Genomic DNA, 17,931 nt, shown 5'->3' with positions numbered 1-17,931 from the left:
CGACTCCACGGCTGCAGGTCAAGCAAACGGCCCGGACCGGAAGGTTCCGGGCCGTTTGCCTTGCGCTGTGTCAGAGGCTCAGCCAGCGCCGCAGCGCCTGCAGGCAGGCCCGGATCGCGTCCGCCTCGACGTGCTCGTTGTCCTTGTGCGCCAGGAGCGGGTCCCCGGGCCCGAAGTTCACCGCAGGGATCCCCAGCTCACTGAAGCGCGCGACGTCGGTCCAGCCGTATTTCGGTTTCGGCTCGGCACCGACGGCAGCGACGAAGGACGCGGCAGCGGGGTGGTTCAGCCCGGGCCGCGCGCCGGCGGCGCTGTCGGTCCGGACGACGTCGAAGCCAGCCAGGAGTTCCCGCACGTGCTGCTCGGCCTCGTCCGGGGTCTTGTCCGGGGCGAAGCGGTAGTTGATCTCCACGACGCAGCGGTCCGGGATGACGTTGCCGGCCGTGCCGCCGTTGATCTTCACGGCGTTCAGGCTTTCGCGGTAATCCAGTCCATCGACGTTAACGGTGCTCGGCTCGTAGGCGGCCAGCCGTTCAAGAATCGGAGCCGCGGCGTGAATGGCGTTGCTCCCCATCCAGGCCCGGGCCGAGTGGGCGGCTTCGCCGAGCGTGGTCGCTTCAAAACGGATGGTGCCGTTGCACCCGCCCTCGACCGTGCCGTCGGTAGGCTCGAGCAGGATCGCGAAGTCGCCGCCCAGCAGCCCGCCGTGGTTGCGTACCAGCCGGCCGAGCCCGCTCTTCACCGCCTCGACCTCCTCGTGGTCGTAGAAGACGAAGGTGACGTCCTTGTCCGGCTCCGCACCGCCGTCGAACACCGCGGCCAGTGCCAGCTGCACCGCGACGCCGCCTTTCATGTCGGTGGCGCCGCGGCCGTACAGGATGCCTTCGCCGGGCGCCCCCGAGGGCCAGTAGGAGGGGACGGTGCCGAGGGAGCCGTCCGTGGTGGGCAGCGGCACGGTATCGAGATGCCCTGCCAGGATGACCCGCTCGGCGCGGCCCAGGTCGGTGCGGGCGATGATGGAGTCGCCGTCGCGCACCAGCTGCAGCTGCGGAATGGTCCGGAGGGCATGCTCGACGGCGTCGGCCAGTTCCGTTTCGCTGCCGGAGACGCTGTTGATGTCGATCAGGGCAGCCGTGAGCAGGGCAACATCCTGGCGGAGGTCCAGGCGTGCGGGGGCATTGGCGCGGGAAGGGGCTTGGGAGTCCGGGGCAGTCACCGTTCCACTTTATCCGCGTCTTGGGTTTCGGTCCCCGCGGGCGCGCTCGTTAGACTTGGGCCATGACTGAAACTGCCGCTTCCGCTGTGCCCGCCGACGCCCGCTCCGCCTATGGCTACGGAGTGGCCACAGTCTCCACGCGCGAAGGCGTCGCCACCGTGCTGGACGTCTGGTTTCCGGCCCCGGCACTCGGAATCGCGGCGGAGAACCTCCGCGACGTGGACAACGCGGACCAGTCGCTGCTCGACATCGCTGCCGGCGGCGCAGACCCCGACCGCGGCACCGAGCAGAAAGTCGTCTTCGTCCAGATCCACCTCGACGAGGAGCCCGCAGACACGGCGGACGCCTACCTCCGGCTGCACCTGCTCTCCCACCGGCTTGTCCAGCCCAACACGATCAACCTTGACGGGATCTTCGGCAAGCTCCCCAACGTTGTGTGGACCAACTTCGGGCCCGCCGCCGTGGAGGACTTCGAGCTGACCCGGGCCCGCCTGCGCAAGCGCGGCGCCGTAACGGTCTTTGGCGTGGACAAGTTCCCGCGGATGGTGGACTACGTCGTTCCGTCCGGGGTCCGGATCGCCGACGCCGACCGCGTCCGCCTCGGCGCGCACCTGGCCGCAGGAACCACCGTCATGCATGAGGGCTTCGTGAACTTCAACGCGGGCACGCTCGGCACGTCCATGGTCGAGGGCCGCATCTCGGCGGGCGTCGTCGCCGGCGACGGGTCCGACGTCGGCGGGGGCGCCTCGATCATGGGGACCCTGTCCGGCGGCGGCAAGGAGAAGATCGCGCTGGGCGAGCGCGTACTCCTGGGCGCCAACTCCGGCGTGGGCATCAGCCTCGGCGACGATTCGGTGGTGGAGGCAGGTCTCTACGTTACCGCCGGAACCCGCGTGCGCGTGGTCGGGCCCCGGGACGCCGACGGCGAGGACACCTCCAGGGTGGTCAAGGCCGTGGAGCTTTCCGGCGTCCCCAACCTGCTCTTCCGCCGTAACTCCGCCACCGGTGCCGTCGAAGCCCTTCCCCGCAAGGGGCAGACGGTGGAGCTCAACCAGGACCTGCACGCCAACTGATACGGCGGCGGGCAGCCGCCCGCCACTCGCCTGGCCTGGCCGGGAACGCACGAGGGATGATGCGGCCTGCAAGGGCCCGAGGGAGTAGTTTCGTGGCACGAAGAGGGAGCTGGCGCCGCCGGATCGTGCTGCTGCTGACCCTTGTGATGGTCGTGGGCGGGATCTACACGGCGGTGGCCGTTTTGCAGCGTTCGGACGCACTGATTACCGAGCGCTGCACAGCCGTGGGCAGCGGCGGCGACGACCTCGCCACCGACCAGGCAGCCAACGCCGCCCTCATCACGGCCGTCTCCGTCCAGCGCGGACTCCCGGCCAGGGCCGCGAGCATCGCGCTGGCCACGTCCATGCAGGAATCCAAACTGCGCAACATCAGCCACGGGGACCAGGCGGGCCCGGATTCCCGGGGACTGTTCCAGCAGCGGCCTTCCCAGGGGTGGGGCACAGCCGAACAGGTGATGGACCCCTACCACGCCACCAACGCGTTCTACGATGCCCTCGTAAAAGTCCCCGGCTACCAGTCGCTGGAAATCACGGCGGCCGCGCAGCAGGTCCAGCACTCGGCCTACCCCGGCGCCTATGCCCAACACGAGGGGATGGCCCGTGCGTTTGCTTCCGCGCTGAGCGGCCAGGCGGCCGCCGGCCTCGACTGCTCGCTGCGCGCAGCGGACGCCGGCGGCGATCCCGCCGTCGTTCAGGAGGCGCTGACGGCGTCCTTCGGGGACCTGCCGGCGTCTGCCGACGGCAAGACGCTGCTCGTGGACGCCGACGGGACGCAGGCCTGGGCCGTGGCGCAGTGGGCTGTGGCCAACGCGAAACCGCTCTCCATCACCGACGTCCAGGTGGACGGCCGCGACTGGAACCGGCAGTCGCGCAACGGCTGGCAATCATCCCAGGTGCCGGCAGGGCAGGTCCGGGTCACGGTCGCCAGCCCGCCCGCAGGCTAGCTGGACCGGCCCGGTCAGACGAGCAGGTCGACCACGGGCTGCACGTAACTCCGGAACAGCTCCGGCTGGGACAGCAGCTCGTGGCTCATGATGATCTTGTCCGGCTCAAGGTACCAGGCCCGCGGCTCCGCCAACGGCAGCTCGATGATGGTCAGGGTGAAGTCCCGGGCGGGACGGCCCACCTCAAGCAGCCGGTCATCCACCATGTCGGCGAGCAGTTGTGCGGCGCCGCTGGCTTCCCGCTCCGCTTCGAGGCCCACATATTCTCCCCGTCGTTCGCGGGCCCACGTCAGCGCAGCGCCGAAGTGCGCCTGCAGCACCCGCCTGAGCGCCGGGGAATTGCTGAACGCGCGGAAGCCAGGCGGGCCCAGCTCGGGCGACATTTCGGGATGGGCCTTCAACAGCTGCTCCCACCACGCCTCCCACTCGGTTTTCAGGGCAGGGGCACCGCCTACCTCCGCGATGAGGTTCGAATGGTCGGAGGCGCGTATTTTCGGTGCCACGGGGCTCAGCGCCGGCTGTCCGGCACTGTTCAGGCCGGCTGCGTCACGGACGTAAAGCGCAATGAGCATGGGACCGGACGTGTCCATAGTGATCCGCCAGCCAGGCCCGCCTGTGTGGTGCATCCAATTGCCTCCCTTGGCAAGACGTACGATCCCAGTGTATTCCCGAAGCTAAGGCCCGGTAATGGCTGGCAGTCTGGCTGCCAGGCTCGCCACGTGGGCTTCCAGCACATCTTTGCACACCTGGGCAGTCATCCATTCCGGCTGCAGCAGGGCATGCATCGTGAGCCCGTCCAACGTGGCCAGCAGCCGCTCGGCCTCAGTGACCAGCCGGTGCTGATCGCTGCCCTCCATTTCGGCCTTCACGCCTGCAGAAGGGGGCTCGTCCTCGGCCGCCGTTTCCGCGGCGGGGGCGGCGAAAAGCTCCATCACGAGCCGCCCGACGATCGCTGCTACGGCGCGATGGCTGCGGTCGGCCTCAGCCACCAGGAAGGGTTTGGTCCGCGCGGCGTTCTTGAAGGCCATCCAGACGCAGGCATCGACGGCGCGGTCCTCGTCCAGGGGAAGAAATTCACCCAGCAGGGTTAACACGCCTGCGCGGTGTTCGGCCGTACCCGGCGGCAGGGCCGCCAGGTGAGCCTCCGCGGCGGCGAGACGGCCGACGATCCGGTCCACGACCACGCCAAACGAGTGGGTGAGCAGTTCATCGCTGCTCGCGAAATAGTGGCGTACGGATCCCACCGCCAGTTCCGCCTCGTCCGCCACTTCCCGGAAGGACGCCCGTTCGAGCCCGTCCACTGCGATGATGCGGAAGACCGCTTCGACTACTTCCTGGCGCCGGAGTGGGGCGTCGACAAATTTTGGCACTGGACTTTTTTAGCACGGATGTGCGTGACCCCCCGTAAGGCGCACCGGCCGGCGGCACGGTTGCACTGGCCGTCACACGGAAAGCCGCCCTCCGGTTTGGGATAGCGTAGGGGCATGAAAATCTTGGTTACTGGCGGCACCGGCTACATCGGTTCGCACACTGTCCTGTCCCTGCAGGAAGCCGGCCATGACGTGGTGGTCATCGACAACCTGGTGAACTCCAGTGAGGAGTCGCTCCGGCGGGTCGCCGAGCTCAGCGGCAAGCCCGCCGTCTTCCACCACGTGGACCTGGTCGACGAGGCCGCCATCGACGCCGTCTTCGCGGAACACGCGATCGACGCCGTCATCCACTTCGCAGGCCTCAAAGCCGTTGGGGAGTCCGTCCGGGAGCCCCTCAGGTATTACCACAACAACCTCGTGGGCACCCTGAACCTGCTCCGCGTGATGGACCGGCACGCTGTCCGCTCCATCGTCTTCAGTTCCTCGGCCACGGTCTACGGCGAGCACAACCCGATTCCCTACATCGAGAAGATGGAGATCGGCGCCAACAATCCGTACGGCCGGACCAAGGAACAGATCGAGGACATCCTCTCGGACCTCGGCGCCGCCGATACCCGCTGGCACATTGCCCTCCTGCGCTACTTCAACCCGGTCGGCGCGCACCCCTCCGGCCGGATCGGCGAGGACCCGCAGGGCATCCCCAACAACCTTGTACCGTTCATCGCCCAGGTGGCCGTGGGCCGGCGCGAGAAGCTCATGGTGTTCGGCGGCGACTACGACACCCCGGACGGCACCTGCCTGCGCGACTACATCCATGTGGTGGACCTGGCCGGCGGGCACGTCGCCGCGTTGAACCATGTGGCGGAGCGGGCCGGCGTGTACCGCTGGAACCTCGGCTCGGGGAAAGGCACGTCCGTCCTGGAGGTGCTGCGCTCGTTCGAAAAGGCCGCGGGCCGTCCGCTCCCCCACGAGGTCACCGGACGACGGCCCGGGGACCTCCCTGCCTTCTGGGCGGACGCGTCCTCGGCCCTGGCCGATCTCAGCTGGTCCACGACCAAGACGGTCGATGAGATGTGCGAGGACCACTGGCGCTGGCAGAAGAACAACCCGATGGGCTACACCAGCTGATCCCCGCGTTCAACGACGCCGGCCGCGCACCTCTCAAGGTGCGCGGCCGGCGTCGTGCTGCTGTTCTTTAGTGCATTACACGGAGGGGTAGTTGCGCTCCGGCTCGCCGATGTAGAGCTGCCGCGGGCGGCCGATCTTGGTGTTGGGGTCGCTGATCATTTCGCGCCACTGGGCGATCCAGCCCGGCAGGCGCCCGATCGCGAAGAGGACGGTGAACATCTTCTCCGGGAAGCCCATGGCCTTGTAGATCAGGCCGGTGTAGAAGTCCACGTTGGGGTAGAGCTTGCGCTGGATGAAGTAGTCATCGTTCAGGGCCTTTTCCTCGAGCCGCAAGGCGATGTCCAGGAGCTCGTCGTTGCCGCCGAGCTTCGTGAGAATCTCGTGGGCGGTGGCTTTCACGATCTTGGCGCGCGGGTCGTAGTTTTTGTAGACACGGTGTCCGAAGCCCATGAGGCGGACGCCGTCCTCCTTGTTCTTGACCTTCTCCATGTAGTCTTCCGGCTTGGTGCCGTCGGCCTGGATCTGGCGCAGCATCTTCAGCACGGCCTCGTTGGCTCCGCCGTGGGCGGGGCCAAAGAGGGCGTTGATGCCGGCAGAGACGGAGGCGAAGAGGTTGGCGTTGGACGAGCCGACCAGCCGGACCGTGGAGGTCGAGCAGTTCTGCTCGTGGTCGGCGTGCAGGATGAGGAGCAGGTCCAGCGCCTTGGCGACGACCGGATCCACCTCGTACTGCTCGGCCGGCAGGCCGAAGCTCAGGCGCAGGAAGTTTTCCACGAGGTTGTGGGAGTTATCCGGGTAGAGCATGGGCTGGCCAATGCTCTTCTTCAGGGCGTAGGCCGCGATGACCGGCATCTTGGCCAGCAGCCGGTAGGTGGAAACCTCTACCTGTTCGGCGTTGAAGGGATCCAGTGAGTCCTGGTAGAACGTGGAGAGCGCGGACACGGCCGAGGACAGGACCGGCATCGGGTGCGCGTCGCGGGGGAAGCCGCTGAAGAAGCCCTTCAGCTCCTCGTGCAGCAGGGTGTGGTGGCGGATCCGCTGGTCAAACGCTTCCAGTTCGATGGCGGTCGGCAGGTTGCCGTAGATCAGCAGGTAGGAAACTTCCAGGAAGCTCGAGTGCTGGGCCAGCTGCTCGATCGGGTAGCCGCGGTACCGAAGGACACCGGCGTCGCCGTCGATGTAGGTGATCGCCGACGTCGTGGCCGCGGTGTTCATGAAACCGGGGTCGAAGGCTACGGCGCCGGTCTGCTTCAGCAGCTTGGAAACGTCGTAGCCTTCGTTTCCTTCTACAACCTTGATGCGCGGGAGTTCGAGCTCGCCGCCGGCATGGCGCAGGGTTGCGCTGGTGGTCTCAGTCATGGAGTCTCCTCTGAGGCGTCGGGGCCTCTGTAGAAAGCTGGTCCAACTTCTGGTGAAGCCGCCCACGGAACCTGTTCTTGGACACAAATTCCAACGGCTGCGCTGCCTTCTTGTGGAAAGCCACCATTGATAGTCAGTTAAAAACTACCGGCGATTTCCGGGTGGCACTAATCCAAAGCCATCCGGAACCGGCCAAAAGTGCCCAGATGTGGCACGTGTCACAGCATTGTTACGCCCCGGCCGCCAGCCGGGAAACGGCGGCATCGATCCGTTCGTCGCTTGCGGTCAGCGCCACCCGGATGAATCCGTTGCCCGCGTCGCCATAGAAGACGCCTGGCCCGACGACGATTCCGCGGTCGGCGAGCCTGCCCACGGTGTCCCAGGTAGCTTCGCCCGCGGTGGCCCAGAGATACAGGCCCGCATGGGATTCGTGGATTTCCAGTCCGAAGCTTCGCAGGGCAGGCACAATCCTTTCGCGGCGGCCGCGGTACAGGTCTTTCTGCGCCTGGACGTGGGCGTCGTCGCCGAGGGCCACGCGCATGGCTTCCTGGACCGGATACGGAACGATCATGCCTGCGTGCTTCCGGCTGTTGACCAGGTTCGCCATGATGTCCGGATCCCCGGCAACGAACGCGGCCCGGTAACCCGCCAGGTTGGACTGCTTGCTCAGCGAGTAGACGGCCAGCAGGCCCTCGTGCGAGCCGTCCGCAACGTCGGGGTCCAGGACGCTGGGAACGGGCGTTCCCCCACGCTGGACGTCCCACCCTCCCCAGCCGAGTTCGGCGTAGCACTCGTCCGAGGCGACCACGGCTCCGAGCTCGCGGGCCTGGCCGACGATCCGCCGCAGAGAGGCGAGGTCCCGGACGCTGCCGGTGGGGTTGGCCGGTGAATTGATCCAAACCAGGCGGACGCGGGACCGTGTGGCGGGGTCGAGCTCGTCGAGGTCGTCCGCTGCAATCTGCTCGGCACCCGCGAACGTGGCTCCGATGTCATATGTCGGGTACGCCACGGTGGGCCGGACGACGACGTCCCCCGGCTTCAGTCCGAGCAGGAGCGGCAGCCACGCCACAAGTTCCTTGGAGCCGACGGTGGGCATCACGTTCTGCGGATCCAGTCCGGGCACCCCGCGGCGGCGTTCAAACCACCCTGCGATGGCTTCGCGGAGGGCGGGCGTGCCGTGGACGGTCGGGTATCCGGGGGCGTTGGCCGCGGACCGCAGGGCCTCCTGCACCAGGACCGGCGTGGGATCGACGGGGGTGCCGATCGAAAGATTCGCGGCTCCCCCGGGATGCCGGGCTGCCCGGGCGAGGTACGGCGCCATGGCCTCCCACGGGTAGTCGGGCAGGCTGAGGCCGAAGCTGCGCACCGCAGGGGTCACCGCCGCGCCGCCCTAGCTGTCCTGGTTCTGCGGCGGCAGGGCGGCAATCATGGGATGGTCAGTGTGCGTGTTGCCGACCTTCGCTGCGCCGCCCGGTGACCCCAGATCGTCAAAGAATTCGACGTTGGCCTTGTAGTAATCGGCCCACTCCTCGGGAGTGTCGTCCTCGTAGTAGATCGCCTCCACCGGGCAGACCGGTTCGCAGGCGCCGCAGTCCACGCATTCGTCGGGGTGGATGTACAGGGAACGCTCACCCTCGTAGATGCAATCGACGGGGCACTCCTCAATACATGCCTTGTCTTTCACATCTACACACGGCTGCGCGATTACGTAGGTCACGACCCTTGCCTCTCCACGTTTGTCCGGCGACCGGCCGGATAGTTGCCCCGGCCTGTCGCCGGGCTGCTGACATTTGAGCCTATTATCTCCCAGCCTGTTCCCGCGAACCTAGCCGGGCGTCATAGACGCTGCGCGTCTTACTATGAACGGGTGAGCTCACCATTGCCGCTTCCCCAGCAATTCCTGTCCGGCGCCCCCCTCGGTACGCGTGTTGTGGTCAGGTATAGGATCGACGGCGGGCTGACGGATGCGCTCGGCGAACTCGTGGGCCGGGCCGATGGCAAGTGCACGGTCCGCACCCGGCGCGCCGACGTCGACATAGCGCTGGCGCTCGTGGTGGCCGCCAAAGAAGTGCCCCCGCCCCCGCCACGGCGGGCCCCCCGCCGGCCTCTTCCCTGACCTGCCAGTGGACATGCCCTCCCGCGGCGACCGGCAAGGGACATGCCCTCCTCTGGGTTCCGGCCCACGCCCTGCACCAATGGACATGCCCTCCCGCCGCGATCGGCAACGGACATGGCGCGTCAATGTCCATTCGTGGCCGCGCACGATGGACATGTCCTCCCGCGGTGACCGGCAACGCCCCCGCACCAATGGACATGCCCTCCCGCCGTGACCGGCAACGGACATGGCGCGTCAATGTCCATTCGTTGCCGCACACGATGGACATGTCCAGTTGTGGGTGAATCTGGTGCGGGCATGTCCAGTGCTAGGCGGCAGCGGGGAGCTTGCCCAGGGCGTCTCGAACCATGGCGATGAATTCCTGCGGACGGTTCTTGAGCAGCGCATAGCTGACGATGAGCGTCGGAATTCCCAAGCGCGTGGTGACGTTCCACCGCCGTCGGTCTTCTTCGAAGCTGGTCCGGTCCATGTGGAACGACGCCCCGTCCGTTTCGATGCCGAGTCTTCCGTCGACCATCAGGTCCAGGTGTCCCATTCCGGGAATGTTGACCTGCGATTCTACGTGGAAGCCGGCCCGCCGCAGGAGGAACCTGGCGAGGCACTCGATGATGGATTGCGACTGGGGAACGATCGCGGCCATAATCCGGCGTTCCCGGGCGTCATTCCTGCCGTCCAGCCGCTGGCGCAGCCCTCCGAGCGGAAGGCCCTTGAGTACGACAGCGGATTCGGCGACGACCAGGCCGTCGGGCTCCGGCAGGCACCGCAGACTCTGGACGACAGTGTCCATGAGGGTCGGCGGCACAGAAGATCTGTGGCAGACGAATCCGGGGTGGCTGCGGCTGTGGGTGATGGCGATATGCGGCTGACCCGGGGCTTCGAGGACCCAGAGCCCGCGGAGTTGCGCTGCGGTGACGCATGCGGGCTCGGCCGGGAGGGACCGGATGGCGATGAGTTGCGGGTCGGCACCCGGCAGGGCGTAGACGCCCCAAGCCACCCGGGCGACGGCGTTGTTGGCCATGGCGGCCTTGAGTTGGTAGTCGGAGACACCCGCCGCGGTCAAGTGTTTGGCGCGGGCGACGCCGTCGTATCTTGTCAGTACTTCCACGATGTTGACCATGCCGCCATCGTGCCGCGGGAGGCTGCGGGACGCACAGGGCCGGCCCGCGTTATGTGGATAAGTGCCTGTCCCTTGCGCCGGACAAGCGGGGAGCATGTCCAACGGCCCCGAACGGACATGTCCACTGGCCGGGCTCAGGAATGCACAGGACGCCATCATGCCCTCGGGCGGGGCCGAAGATTGAGCATGTCCCACGGGGGTGGGGACGAAAAATGAGCATGTCCTGCGGGCAGGGCGGGGGGACGGATGCGGGGAACCCGTCAGTCCTGCGGAGGCCTGTAGCGCCGGCACCAGGCGAGCATGGCCACCGTGACGACCGCGATGCCGAAGACCCACAGATTCCCGGGCAGGTCCCCGATGATGAGCCGCTTGCCGGTCTCCAGCGTGGACCACCAGCCGGTCAGCGCGTAGCACCCGGCGCCGCAGACCGCCGTCGGGATCACCGAACGGAACGCGGAACCCAGCCAAAGTTCCACGGAACCCAGCAGAATGAGCGCGGCGGCCGCGCCCCAGGGGAGTCCTGCGCCAGCCAGTTGGACATCCTGCCGGTGCAGGGCGGTGCCGGCAACGGAGACAAGAAGAGCTGCCGGCACGGCGGCGGCAATGCCGCCTGCCGTACCGGCAGCTCTCTTATTCACGAGGTGGTATCCGGAACGGTCCGGTATTAGACCTTGGCGCGGGCCCGGTTGGACTTGGCGCGCTGGTTGACGTCCAGGATGAGCTTCCGGATCCGGATGGAATCCGGGGTGACCTCAACACACTCGTCTTCGCGGGCGAATTCGAGGGACTCTTCGAGGGTCAGGTCGCGCGGGGGCGTCAGGTTCTCGAAGGTGTCGGAGGAAGCGGCACGCATGTTGGTGAGCTTCTTTTCCTTGGTGATGTTGACGTCCATGTCGTCGGCGCGGGAGTTCTCGCCCACGATCATGCCTTCGTACACCTCGGAGGTGGGCTTGACGAAGAACGAACCGCGCTCCTGCAGGTTGATCATGGCGAACGGGGTCACCACACCGGCGCGGTCCGCGATCATCGAACCGTTGGTGCGGTACTCGATGGGGCCGGCCCACGGCTCGTAGCCCTCCGAGATCGAGGCGGCGATGCCGGCGCCACGGGTATCCGTGAGGAACTTGGTGCGGAAACCGATCAGGCCACGGGCCGGAACGATGAATTCCATGCGGCACCAGCCGGTGCCGTGGTTGGCCATGTTGGTCATGCGGCCCTTGCGGGCTGCCATGAGCTGCGTGACGGCGCCGAGGTACTCTTCCGGCACGTCGATGGTCATGTGCTCCATCGGCTCGTGGACCTTGCCGTCGATGGTCTTGGTGACAACCTGCGGCTTGCCGACGGTCAGCTCGAAGCCTTCACGACGCATCTGCTCGACCAGGATGGCCAGCGCGAGCTCGCCACGTCCCTGGACTTCCCAGGCATCCGGGCGCTCGGTCGGGAGCACCTTGATGGAGACGTTACCGATCAGTTCCTTGTCGAGGCGGTCCTTGACCTGGCGGGCCGTGACCTTGGCGCCCTTGACCCGGCCGGCCAGCGGCGAGGTGTTGATACCGATGGTCATGGAGATGGCCGGATCGTCAACGGTGATCAGCGGCAGCGGCTGCGGGTTGTCGACGTCGGTCAGGGTCTCACCGATGGTGATTTCCTCGATGCCGGCGACGGCGACGATCTCGCCGGGCCCCGCCGACTCGGTCGGAACACGGTCCAGGGCCTTGGTGGCCAGCAGTTCGGTGATCTTGACGTTCTTCATTTCGCCGTTGGCGCGGGCCCAGGCCACGGTCTGGCCCTTACGCAGGGTGCCGTTGTAAATGCGCAGCAGCGCCAGGCGGCCGAGGAACGGCGAGGCGTCCAGGTTGGTGACGTGCGCCTGGAGGACACCGTCCGGGTTGTACGTCGGAGCCGGGATGTGCTCGATGATGGCGTTGAAGAGCGGCTCGAGGTCCTCGTTGTCGGGAGCCGAACCGTCGGCCGGCTGCTCGAGGGAAGCGCGGCCGACCTTGGCGGCGGCGTAAACGACCGGGACGTTGAGGATCTTGTCCAGATCCAGGTCCGGAACTTCGTCCGCGAGGTCGGAGGCCAGGCCCAGGAGCAGGTCCATGGACTCGTGTACAACTTCCTCGATCCGCGCGTCGGGACGGTCGGTCTTGTTGACCAGGAGGATCACCGGCAGGTGCGCGGCGAGGGCCTTGCGCAGGACGAAGCGGGTCTGGGGCAGCGGGCCCTCAGATGCGTCGACGAGGAGGACTACGCCGTCGACCATGGACAGGCCGCGCTCGACCTCGCCACCGAAGTCGGCGTGGCCGGGGGTGTCAATGACGTTGATGGTGATGGTCTCGCCCTTGGAGGACGGTCCGTTGTAGGCCACCGTGGTGTTCTTGGCCAGGATGGTGATGCCTTTTTCGCGCTCGAGGTCACCGGAGTCCATGACACGGTCTTCGAGGTGGTTGTGTGCGGCAAAGGAGTTGGTCTGCTTGAGCATGGCGTCGACCAGAGTGGTCTTGCCGTGGTCAACGTGGGCCACGATCGCGACGTTGCGCAGGTCACTGCGCGATGCAGTGGCTACCGCGGTGTTGGTGGTGGTTTCAGACATGCGTTATTGCTCGATTCAGTGGTGAAGTCAGCTGTTGTATCGCGACATTTCCAACCGGAACGCACGACGGGTACGCCCTTTCGACACAGGGCACCTGATACCAGTCTAAGGGCTAGGCCATTTATTGGCCTAAAATGCGAACGCCGGGGCATCCGGCCGCAGACGACAGCGCGCGGATCCTGTAGATTTGTTGTGAGTAAAGTCACTGGATTTTCCTGTGCCCGTACCCCATGATTGCTGTGACAGCAGCAAGCCAGCCCGGAGACATCAATGCGCAACGCATCGGCTCTGTCCCGCTTCGTCGCCCCGATGATCGCCGTAGGCGTCGTTCTGTGCGGCTGCGGACAGGCACCCACACTACCGGCACCCAACGCCGGATCTTCCTCCGCCGGGCCCTCGGCCACGGCCCCGCGCATGCCGGCGGGTGCTTCCGGCATGCCCCTCGCCGCCGGGGCGGCCAAAACGCAGCTCGGCGCCGTAGCGAATCCTGCCGGCCTTCCGCCGGGTTCCGTCTACCGGAACCCCGCCAACGGCCGCGATGAGGTCGTTGTCGAAAACATCCGACGCACGGCCGTGCTGATCGGCGACTCCCAGTCGGAGCCGTCCTTCGGCTGGCCCCGCCAGGGCCTCGCCGCCGTCGGCTACGACGTCTATTTCTGCGGCCTGGGCGGCACCGGCTACGTGGCCTCGAACGGGAAGACCGGCAACTACATCGACGCCCTGCAGCGCGGGGACTGGAAGCTGCCCTACGGCACTCCGCCCCTCGTGGTGCTCGAAGGCGGCGGCAACGATGCCACACGCGGTGCCACGGACGCGCAGATCGTGGCCAATGCCGAGCGCCTCATCGCCAGCATCCAGCAGCGTTACCCTGCCGCCAAACTGGCAATGATCGGGACGCTGGCCCGCGGCGCCAACTACGGCGGCGGCCGCCGCACGCAGGTGGACACCCTCCTCGGCACGGTTGCGCAGAAGCACGGCCTTCCGTTCGTGGGTGCCGGTGACTGGCTCACCAAGTATGAGCTGACGAACTCCATGGCGGACGGCGTGCACTTGAACCAGCAGGGCCACAAGGCCCTTGGGGCGATCCTCGGCCAGCAGCTGCGGGTCATGGGTCTCGCGGCGGCAGAGACCTCCGACGCGTCCCGCTGACCCTGACCGGCCAGCAGAACACGGGAGCCGGCGCCTGCCCCTGGGGGCGGACACCGGCTCCTGTGTTGTCAGTCAGCCTGCCGTTGCGGGACTGCCCTGCTCAGGCGACTTCCGGGGGCAGCATGAGGCTGGCACCCGGGATGGCATTGAGCAGCGCCTTGGTGTAGTCCTGCTGCGGCGAATCGAACACGTCGTCCGTGGACCCGGTCTCGACCAGCTTGCCCTTCTCCATGACGCACACGTGGTCGGCGATCTGCCGGACCACCGCGAGGTCGTGGGTGATGAACAGGTAGGTCAGGCCCAGCCTGGACTGCAGGTCGGCAAGGAGGTTCAGCACCTGTGCCTGCACCAGGACGTCCAGCGCCGAGACGGCCTCGTCGCAGATGATCACTTCGGGGTCGAGCGCGAGGGCACGCGCGATGGCCACGCGCTGGCGCTGGCCGCCGGAGAGCTCGTTGGGGTACCGCTGCATCGTGGACTGCGGCAGCGCCACCTGGTCCAGCAGTTCGCGGACCTTCTTTTCGCGGCTGGCCTTGTCCCCGATCTTGTGGGTCCGGAGCGGTTCCTCGATGGTCCTGAAGATGTTGTACATCGGGTCAAGGGAACCGTAGGGGTCCTGGAAGATCGGCTGCACACGGCGCCGGAAGGCGAAGATCTCCCGGCTGTTGAGCGTGGACGTGTCCACGCCGTCGAAGATGATCTTGCCGGATGTCGGCTTCAGGAGGTTCAGGACCATCTGCGCCACGGTGGACTTGCCCGAACCCGACTCACCCACAATCGCCGTCGTGGTCCCCCGCTTGACGCTGAAGGAGACGTCGTCGACGGCGGTGAAGTCCGTCGACTTGCCAAAGCCCGAACGCAGCTTGAAGACCTTTTTGAGGTTCTCGATCTGCAGGACTTCTTCGGGCATGGACGTCTCAACCACGACGTCTTCGCTGGGGGCGAGCAGGTCCTCGGTCTCCACACCGAGCTCCTTGGCGGCCTGGATGCGCCGGGACGCCAGCGACGGTGCCGAGGCCACCAGACGCTGCGTGTAGGGGTGCTGCGGGTTCTGCAGCAGCTCCAGCGACGGCCCGGATTCGACGACCTGCCCGCGGTACATGACCACGACCTTGTCGGCGCGCTCGGCGGCGAGCCCGAGGTCGTGGGTGATCAGCAGGACGGCGGTGCCCAGCTCCGTGGTCATCTTTTCCAGGTGATCCAGGATCTGGCGCTGTACTGTCACGTCGAGCGCGGACGTCGGCTCATCGGCAATCAGCAGCCGCGGCTGGCAGGAAAGGCCGATCGCGATGAGCGCGCGCTGGCGCATGCCGCCGGAGAACTCATGCGGATACTGCTTGGCACGCCGTGCGGCGTCCGGCAGGCCGGCTTCGGACAGGACCTTCGCGACGTCGTCGGGGCCGCTGGGGAGCCCATTCGCCTTCAGCGTCTCCCGGACCTGGTAGCCGATCTTCCAGACCGGGTTCAGGTTGGACATCGGGTCCTGCGGGACCATTCCGATGCTGTTTCCGCGCAGTTCGATCATCCGCTTCTCGCTGGCGTGGGAGATGTCCTCGCCGTCGAACAGGATCTGCCCGGCCGCGACCCGGCCGTTGCCCGGGAGCAGGCCGATGGCGGCCAGTGCCGTCGTCGACTTGCCGGACCCCGACTCGCCCACGATGGCGACGGTCTCGCCCGGCATCACGGTGAGGTGGGCATTGCGCACGGCATTGACCTCGCCGTTGCTGGTGGCGAAGCTGATCGCCAGGTCCTTGATTTCAAGCAGCGGGCGCTGCGCCGCGGTGCCCACTTCGTGGATTTCGACAGAGGCGTTCATAGCGTCCCCTTTCATCGCTTGCGCGCTTTGGGATCGAGAGCATCGCGGAGGGCATCGCCCAGCATGATGAAGCTCAGGACGGTGATGGACAGCGCGATGGCCGGGTACAGCAGCGGCATCGGGTTCGACCGGAGCGAAGCCTGCGCCGCCTGGATGTCATTGCCCCACGACATGACGCTCGGCGGGAGACCGATGCCCAGGAACGACAGCGTGGATTCGGCGACGATAAACGTGCCCAGGGAGATGGTGGCCACCACGATGATCGGAGCCAGCGAGTTCGGCATGACGTGCCGCATGAGCGCGCCGAACTTCGATACTCCGAGGGATCGCGCCGCCGTGACGAAGTCAGCGTTGCGGACTTCGATCACCGCGCCGCGGGTAATGCGGGCGATCTGCGGCCAGCCGAACGTGATCAGGATGAGCACGAGGGTCCACGCCGTGCGGTTGGCGCGGAACATCGGCAGCTGCATGAGGACGATGGCGCCCAGAATCAGCGGCAGCGCGAAGAAGATGTCATTGATGCGCGCCAGGATGGAGTCGACCCAGCCGCCGTAGTAGCCGGCGAGGGCACCCATGATGCCGCCGATCAGCAGGACACCGATCGTGGTGAACAGGCCCACAGTGACCGAGGAACGGGTGCCGAAGACGACGCGTGCGTACACGTCGCACCCCTGCTGGGTGAAGCCCAGGGGGTGGCCGGCGGCCGGGCCGCCGTCGGAGTTGCCCAGCTGGCAGGCCTCGGATGTCGGGTCGATCGAGGAGAAGAGGCCCGGGAAAAGCGAGACAGCGACGACGACGAGAATCAGGAACACCGAGATGAGGAACAGCGGCTGCTTGCGCAGGTTCTTCCAGGCTTCGCCCCAAAGACTCAGCGGCGCGTTTTCTTCCTTGACCCGGTCCGTCGCCTGAAGCGGCGTTTCCGCCGTATCTGCAACAAAGTGTTCAATATGGCGGGGCGCACGCACGGGAGCGGCGTGCCTTGACGTGGTGTTCTCAGAGGTTGTGTTCTCAGGAGTCATAGCGGATCCTCGGGTCAAGCCAGGCGTAGAGCAGGTCAACGAGCAGGTTGGAGAGGCAGTAGATCAGCACCAGCACGGTCACGATCGAGACCACGGTGGGGCCTTCCCCGGACAGTACGGCGCGGTAGAGCCGGTTGCCCACACCCGGAACGTTGAAGATGCCTTCGGTCACGATTGCCCCGCCCATGAGGCTTCCGAGGTCTGCACCCAGGAAGGTGATGACGGGGATCAGCGAGTTGCGCAGGATGTGCACCCGGACAACCCGGAAACGGGACAGGCCCTTGGCGGTGGCGGTGCGCACGTAATCGGCGTTCATGTTTTCAATGACGGACGTGCGGGTGAGGCGCAGGACGTAGGCGAACGAGGCAAGGCCGAGCACGATCGCCGGCAGGATCAGGTCCTGGATGGTCGCGGCCGAGCTCACGGTTGGCTTGGCCCACCCCAGCTTGACGCCGATGGTGAACTGCAACAGGAAACCGAGCACGAAGATCGGGATGCCGATGACGATCAGCGAGGCGACCAGGACCGTGGCGTCAAAGAACTTGCCCTTGCGCAGGCCCGCGATGAGGCCGAAGACGATGCCGAAGACACCTTCGAAGATCAGCGCCATGACGGCCAGACGCGCAGTGACGGGGAAGACTTCGCCGAGCACCGCGGCGATGGGGCGTCCGGAGAAGTCCTGGCCGAGGTCGAAGGTGAAGATGCTCTTGAGGTAGAGCAGGTACTGCATCCAGAACGGCTGGTCCAGGTGGTACTGGACCCTGAGCTTGGCCGCGACGGCCTCGTTGACGGGCTTGTCGCCGAAGAGAGCCACGATGGGGTCGCCGGGAAGGCTGAACACCAGGAAGTACACCAGCAGCGTTGCGCCGAGGAATACGGGAATCAGTTGCAGGAAACGCTTGAGGATGTATGTCGCCATCAGCGAGTCACACCCCCGTGAGCAGGCATCCTGTCCAGGGATGCGGTGGAGTTGTTCATCAAAGAACCTTTTCACTTTGGGTGCAGGCCGGCGCCGGTTCACTCACGGCGTG

Annotated in this window: 17 protein-coding genes; 5 read left to right on the top strand and 12 right to left on the bottom strand. The window is 66.5% G+C overall.

Going from position 1 to position 17,931, the window contains the following annotated elements; genetic code table 11:
• Positions 1 to 70 precede the first annotated feature (70 nt).
• Positions 71 to 1,216 carry a succinyl-diaminopimelate desuccinylase gene (gene dapE, locus AC1DES_RS03035; protein ID WP_476894178.1) on the bottom strand — a complete coding sequence of 382 codons (1,146 nt, stop codon included), beginning with the start codon at positions 1,214 to 1,216 and terminating at the stop codon, positions 71 to 73.
• A gap of 62 nt (positions 1,217 to 1,278) precedes the next feature.
• Here dapE and dapD point away from each other — a divergent pair, with 62 nt between their 5' ends.
• Both dapD and AC1DES_RS03025 read left to right on the top strand, forming a co-directional pair.
• Positions 1,279 to 2,289 carry a 2,3,4,5-tetrahydropyridine-2,6-dicarboxylate N-succinyltransferase gene (dapD, locus tag AC1DES_RS03030; protein WP_476894177.1) on the top strand — a complete coding sequence of 337 codons (1,011 nt, stop codon included), beginning with the start codon at positions 1,279 to 1,281 and terminating at the stop codon, positions 2,287 to 2,289.
• A 92-nt stretch (positions 2,290 to 2,381) separates the two neighbouring features.
• Positions 2,382 to 3,233, top strand: a complete 852-nt coding sequence (locus tag AC1DES_RS03025) for a hypothetical protein (protein WP_476894176.1) — start codon at positions 2,382 to 2,384, stop codon at positions 3,231 to 3,233.
• Between the two features lie 14 nt (positions 3,234 to 3,247).
• Here AC1DES_RS03025 and AC1DES_RS03020 read toward each other — a convergent pair whose 3' ends face one another.
• Both AC1DES_RS03020 and AC1DES_RS03015 read right to left on the bottom strand, forming a co-directional pair.
• Positions 3,248 to 3,859, bottom strand: a complete 612-nt coding sequence (locus AC1DES_RS03020) for a hypothetical protein (RefSeq protein WP_476894175.1) — start codon at positions 3,857 to 3,859, stop codon at positions 3,248 to 3,250.
• A 48-nt stretch (positions 3,860 to 3,907) separates the two neighbouring features.
• The gene (locus tag AC1DES_RS03015) at positions 3,908 to 4,603 is read right to left on the bottom strand and encodes a TetR/AcrR family transcriptional regulator (protein ID WP_476894174.1); all 696 of its coding nucleotides are present in this window, start codon (positions 4,601 to 4,603) and stop codon (positions 3,908 to 3,910) included.
• A gap of 114 nt (positions 4,604 to 4,717) precedes the next feature.
• On the opposite strand from AC1DES_RS03015, the gene galE reads away from it, so the two are divergent.
• Positions 4,718 to 5,731, top strand: a complete 1,014-nt coding sequence (gene galE / locus AC1DES_RS03010) for a UDP-glucose 4-epimerase GalE (RefSeq protein WP_476894173.1) — start codon at positions 4,718 to 4,720, stop codon at positions 5,729 to 5,731.
• 75 nt (positions 5,732 to 5,806) lie between these two features.
• Here the strand turns inward: galE and AC1DES_RS03005 are convergent, their stop codons facing one another.
• From AC1DES_RS03005 to fdxA, 3 genes are all read right to left on the bottom strand, one after another.
• Entirely contained in the window at positions 5,807 to 7,090 is a 1,284-nt protein-coding gene (locus AC1DES_RS03005; protein ID WP_476894172.1) for a citrate synthase, read from the bottom strand.
• Positions 7,091 to 7,319: 229 nt separating this feature from the next.
• Positions 7,320 to 8,468 carry a succinyldiaminopimelate transaminase gene (gene dapC, locus AC1DES_RS03000; protein WP_476894171.1) on the bottom strand — a complete coding sequence of 383 codons (1,149 nt, stop codon included), beginning with the start codon at positions 8,466 to 8,468 and terminating at the stop codon, positions 7,320 to 7,322.
• Positions 8,469 to 8,480: 12 nt separating this feature from the next.
• Positions 8,481 to 8,807: a ferredoxin gene (gene fdxA, locus AC1DES_RS02995; RefSeq protein ID WP_476894170.1), complete on the bottom strand. Its 327-nt coding sequence runs from the start codon at positions 8,805 to 8,807 to the stop codon at positions 8,481 to 8,483.
• 150 nt (positions 8,808 to 8,957) lie between these two features.
• Between fdxA and AC1DES_RS02990 the strand changes: the two genes are divergently transcribed.
• Entirely contained in the window at positions 8,958 to 9,206 is a 249-nt protein-coding gene (locus tag AC1DES_RS02990) for a putative acetyltransferase (RefSeq protein WP_476894169.1), read from the top strand.
• Between the two features lie 307 nt (positions 9,207 to 9,513).
• Here the strand turns inward: AC1DES_RS02990 and AC1DES_RS02985 are convergent, their stop codons facing one another.
• The 3 genes from AC1DES_RS02985 to typA all read right to left on the bottom strand — a co-directional run bounded on the left by AC1DES_RS02985 (position 9,514) and on the right by typA (position 12,916).
• Positions 9,514 to 10,323 carry a hypothetical protein gene (locus tag AC1DES_RS02985; protein ID WP_476894168.1) on the bottom strand — a complete coding sequence of 270 codons (810 nt, stop codon included), beginning with the start codon at positions 10,321 to 10,323 and terminating at the stop codon, positions 9,514 to 9,516.
• Between the two features lie 260 nt (positions 10,324 to 10,583).
• Positions 10,584 to 10,961: a hypothetical protein gene (locus AC1DES_RS02980; protein ID WP_476894167.1), complete on the bottom strand. Its 378-nt coding sequence runs from the start codon at positions 10,959 to 10,961 to the stop codon at positions 10,584 to 10,586.
• A gap of 26 nt (positions 10,962 to 10,987) precedes the next feature.
• Positions 10,988 to 12,916, bottom strand: a complete 1,929-nt coding sequence (gene typA / locus AC1DES_RS02975; protein WP_476894166.1) for a translational GTPase TypA — start codon at positions 12,914 to 12,916, stop codon at positions 10,988 to 10,990.
• Positions 12,917 to 13,186: 270 nt separating this feature from the next.
• Between typA and AC1DES_RS02970 the strand changes: the two genes are divergently transcribed.
• On the top strand, positions 13,187 to 14,065 hold the full coding sequence (locus AC1DES_RS02970) for an SGNH/GDSL hydrolase family protein (protein ID WP_476894165.1): 879 nt from the start codon (positions 13,187 to 13,189) through the stop codon (positions 14,063 to 14,065).
• A 100-nt stretch (positions 14,066 to 14,165) separates the two neighbouring features.
• Here the strand turns inward: AC1DES_RS02970 and AC1DES_RS02965 are convergent, their stop codons facing one another.
• From AC1DES_RS02965 to AC1DES_RS02955, 3 genes are read right to left on the bottom strand one after another with little or no spacing between them, the layout of a single operon-like run.
• The gene (locus AC1DES_RS02965) at positions 14,166 to 15,881 is read right to left on the bottom strand and encodes an ABC transporter ATP-binding protein (RefSeq protein ID WP_476894164.1); all 1,716 of its coding nucleotides are present in this window, start codon (positions 15,879 to 15,881) and stop codon (positions 14,166 to 14,168) included.
• An 11-nt stretch (positions 15,882 to 15,892) separates the two neighbouring features.
• On the bottom strand, positions 15,893 to 16,900 hold the full coding sequence (locus tag AC1DES_RS02960; RefSeq protein ID WP_476894163.1) for an ABC transporter permease: 1,008 nt from the start codon (positions 16,898 to 16,900) through the stop codon (positions 15,893 to 15,895).
• Positions 16,890 to 17,819, bottom strand: a complete 930-nt coding sequence (locus AC1DES_RS02955) for an ABC transporter permease (protein ID WP_476894162.1) — start codon at positions 17,817 to 17,819, stop codon at positions 16,890 to 16,892. The genes AC1DES_RS02960 and AC1DES_RS02955 overlap by 11 nt, the downstream gene beginning before the upstream one ends.
• Positions 17,820 to 17,931 lie beyond the last annotated feature (112 nt).

It is taken from the genome of Arthrobacter sp. 05T442 (genome assembly GCF_056395945.1).
The sequence above is the reverse complement of the archived record's forward strand: the minus strand, read 5'-3'. Positions and strand labels throughout refer to the sequence as shown.

Bases quoted from the DNA above. Each gene is read 5' to 3' on its own strand.
- galE (WP_476894173.1), top strand. From the start codon at position 4,718: ATGAAAATCTTGGTTACTGGCGGCACCGGCTACATCGGTTCGCACACT.
- dapD (WP_476894177.1), top strand. From the start codon at position 1,279: ATGACTGAAACTGCCGCTTCCGCTGTGCCCGCCGACGCCCGCTCCGCC.
- AC1DES_RS02955 (WP_476894162.1), bottom strand. From the start codon at position 17,819: ATGGCGACATACATCCTCAAGCGTTTCCTGCAACTGATTCCCGTATTC.
- typA (WP_476894166.1), bottom strand. From the start codon at position 12,916: ATGTCTGAAACCACCACCAACACCGCGGTAGCCACTGCATCGCGCAGT.
- AC1DES_RS03005 (WP_476894172.1), bottom strand. From the start codon at position 7,090: ATGACTGAGACCACCAGCGCAACCCTGCGCCATGCCGGCGGCGAGCTC.
- AC1DES_RS02965 (WP_476894164.1), bottom strand. From the start codon at position 15,881: ATGAACGCCTCTGTCGAAATCCACGAAGTGGGCACCGCGGCGCAGCGC.
- AC1DES_RS03020 (WP_476894175.1), bottom strand. From the start codon at position 3,859: ATGCACCACACAGGCGGGCCTGGCTGGCGGATCACTATGGACACGTCC.
- AC1DES_RS02970 (WP_476894165.1), top strand. From the start codon at position 13,187: ATGCGCAACGCATCGGCTCTGTCCCGCTTCGTCGCCCCGATGATCGCC.
- AC1DES_RS02960 (WP_476894163.1), bottom strand. From the start codon at position 16,900: ATGACTCCTGAGAACACAACCTCTGAGAACACCACGTCAAGGCACGCC.
- AC1DES_RS02985 (WP_476894168.1), bottom strand. From the start codon at position 10,323: ATGGTCAACATCGTGGAAGTACTGACAAGATACGACGGCGTCGCCCGC.